Source organism: Brevibacillus invocatus (genome assembly GCF_003710915.1).
Taxonomy (GTDB): Bacteria; Bacillota; Bacilli; order Brevibacillales; family Brevibacillaceae; genus Brevibacillus; species Brevibacillus invocatus.
Genome location: NZ_RHHR01000017.1, coordinates 1 through 3,273, shown reverse-complemented (window position 1 = coordinate 3,273; position 3,273 = coordinate 1). Strand labels below are relative to the sequence as shown.

Here is a 3,273-nt window from a genome sequence, read left to right as displayed (position 1 = left end):
GATGATGGCGGAGGGGACACACCCGTTCCCATGCCGAACACGGCCGTTAAGCCCTCCAGCGCCGATGGTACTTGCTCCGCAGGGAGCCGGGAGAGTAGGACGTCGCCAGGCGAGCAACCTTGTGGTTGCTTAAAACGAAGTTTTTTGTTCTTTGAAAACTGGATACTGCATGATATTGCTAAGGATATTTAAAGTGTAAGTACTATTAGTACGAACCAAACGTGGTTAAGTTACTAAGGGCACACGGTGGATGCCTTGGCGCTAGGAGCCGAAGAAGGACGCAGCGAACTGCGATAAGCCTCGGGGAGCGGTAAGCACGCTTTGATCCGGGGATCTCCGAATGGGGGAACCCACCATCTGTAATGGGATGGTATCCGTATCTGAATCCATAGGGTACGAGAAGGCAGACCCGGTGAACTGAAACATCTAAGTAGCCGGAGGAAGAGAAAACAATAGTGATTCCGTCAGTAGCGGCGAGCGAACGCGGAAGAGCCTAAACCGTCAGGTTTACCTGGCGGGGTTGTGGGGCGTCTCACACGGAGTTACAAAAGACGCGCGTAGGTGAACAGTTTGGGAAAGCTGACCACAGAGCGTGATAGTCGCGTAGCCTAAACGCGCGTCTCTCCGAGACCAACCCCGAGTAGTGCGGGACACGTGAAATCCCGTATGAATCTGGCAGGACCATCTGCTAAGGCTAAATACTACCTAGCGACCGATAGTGAACCAGTACCGTGAGGGAAAGGTGAAAAGCACCCCGGGAGGGGAGTGAAATAGTACCTGAAACCGTGTGCTTACAAATAGTCGGAGCCCTATGCAGCAAACTTGTTTGCCGCACGGGTGACGGCGTGCCTTTTGTAGAATGAACCGGCGAGTTACGGTAGCGTGCGAGGTTAAGTCGAAGAGACGGAGCCGCAGCGAAAGCGAGTCTGAATAGGGCGCAAGTACGTTGTCGTAGACCCGAAACCGTGTGATCTAGCCATGTCCAGGGTGAAGGTAGGGTAACACCTACTGGAGGCCCGAACCCACGCACGTTGAAAAGTGCGGGGATGAGGTGTGGCTAGCGGTGAAATTCCAATCGAACTCGGAGATAGCTGGTTCTCCCCGAAATAGCTTTAGGGCTAGCCTCGGAATTAGAGTCTTGGAGGTAGAGCACTGATTGGGCTAGGGGCCCTCATCGGGTTACCGAACTCAGTCAAACTCCGAATGCCAATGACTTATGTCCGGGAGTCAGACGGTGAGTGCTAAGATCCATCGTCAAAAGGGAAACAGCCCAGACCATCAGCTAAGGTCCCCAAGTGTATGTTAAGTGGGAAACGATGTGGAGTTGCCCAGACAACCAGGATGTTGGCTTAGAAGCAGCCACCATTTAAAGAGTGCGTAATAGCTCACTGGTCGAGTGACTCTGCGCGGAAAATGTAACGGGGCTAAACATACCACCGAAGCTATGGCTTGTAGAATCCTTACGGATTCTACTTGGGTAGGGGAGCGTTCCAAGCAGCAGTGAAGCCGTACTGGAAAGAGCGGTGGAGCGCTTGGAAGTGAGAATGCCGGTGTAAGTAGCGAAAAGACAAGTGAGAATCTTGTCCACCGAAAGCCTAAGGTTTCCTGGGGAAGGCTCGTCCTCCCAGGGTTAGTCGGGACCTAAGCTGAGGCCGAAAGGCGTAGGCGATGGACAACAGGTTGATATTCCTGTACCACCTCTGTTCCGCTTGAGCAATGGCGTGACGCAGGAGGATAGGGTGAGCGGCCTACTGGATGGCCGTCCAAGCAGTAAGCCTGGTGTGTAGGCAAATCCGCACACCTCAAGGGCAAGCTGTGATGGCGAGGGAAATTACAGTACCGAAGTCCCTGATTTCACACTGCCAAGAAAAGCGTCTAGCGAGGAACAAGGTGCCCGTACCGCAAACCGACACAGGTAGGCGAGGAGAGAATCCTAAGGTGCGCGGGATAACTCTTGCTAAGGAACTCGGCAAAATGGCCCCGTAACTTCGGGAGAAGGGGCGCCCCGGTAGGGTTTATAGCCCGAGGGGGCCGCAGTGAAAAGGCCCAAGCGACTGTTTAGCAAAAACACAGGTCTCTGCGAAGCCGCAAGGCGAAGTATAGGGGCTGACGCCTGCCCGGTGCTGGAAGGTTAAGGGGATGAGTTAGCGCAAGCGAAGCTTTGAACCGAAGCCCCAGTAAACGGCGGCCGTAACTATAACGGTCCTAAGGTAGCGAAATTCCTTGTCGGGTAAGTTCCGACCCGCACGAAAGGCGTAACGACTTGGGCGCTGTCTCGGCAAGAGACCCGGTGAAATCATAATACCTGTGAAGATGCAGGTTACCCGCGACAAGACGGAAAGACCCCATGGAGCTTTACTGTAGCCTGGTATTGGAACTTTGTGCATCATGTACAGGATAGGTGGGAAGCTGAGAAGCAGGGGCGCCAGCCTCTGTGGAGCTGTCGGTGGGATACCACCCTTGATGTACGGAGTTTCTAACTCGTCGCCCTTATCGGGCGAGAGGACCATGCCAGGTGGGCAGTTTGACTGGGGCGGTCGCCTCCTAAAAGGTAACGGAGGCGCCCAAAGGTTCCCTCAGAATGGTCGGAAATCATTCGTAGAGTGTAAAGGCAGAAGGGAGCTTGACTGCGAGACCTACAAGTCGAGCAGGGACGAAAGTCGGGCTTAGTGATCCGGTGGTTCCGCATGGAAGGGCCATCGCTCAACGGATAAAAGCTACCCTGGGGATAACAGGCTTATCTCCCCCAAGAGTCCACATCGACGGGGAGGTTTGGCACCTCGATGTCGGCTCATCGCATCCTGGGGCTGAAGTAGGTCCCAAGGGTTGGGCTGTTCGCCCATTAAAGCGGTACGCGAGCTGGGTTCAGAACGTCGTGAGACAGTTCGGTCCCTATCTGTCGCGGGCGCAGGAAGTTTGAGGAGAGCTGTCCTTAGTACGAGAGGACCGGGATGGACGCACCGCTGGTGCACCAGTTGTCACGCCAGTGGCACAGCTGGGTAGCTATGTGCGGAAGGGATAAGCGCTGAAAGCATCTAAGCGTGAAGCCCCCTCCAAGATGAGACTTCCCACAGCGCAAGCTGGTAAGACCCCTCATAGACGATGAGGTTGATAGGTTCGGTGTGGAAGCGTGGTAACACGTGGAGCTGACGAATACTAATCGGTCGAGGACTTATCCACATGCTTTAGCAATCATGCAGATCCAGTTTTGAAGGAACAAGGTTCTTTCATTGTTCCTCGGTAGCTCAGTTGGTAGAGCAATCGGCTGTTAAC

At 54.3% G+C, this 3,273-nt stretch carries 2 rRNA genes; both read left to right on the top strand.

Features of this window, described 5'->3' with window-relative positions:
- Positions 1–111: ribosomal RNA gene (gene rrf, locus EDM52_RS12285) — 5S ribosomal RNA — on the top strand; the annotation flags it as partial.
- A 112-nt stretch (positions 112–223) separates the two neighbouring features.
- Positions 224–3,180, top strand: a 23S ribosomal RNA gene (locus EDM52_RS12280).
- Positions 3,181–3,273: the final 93 nt, after the last annotated feature.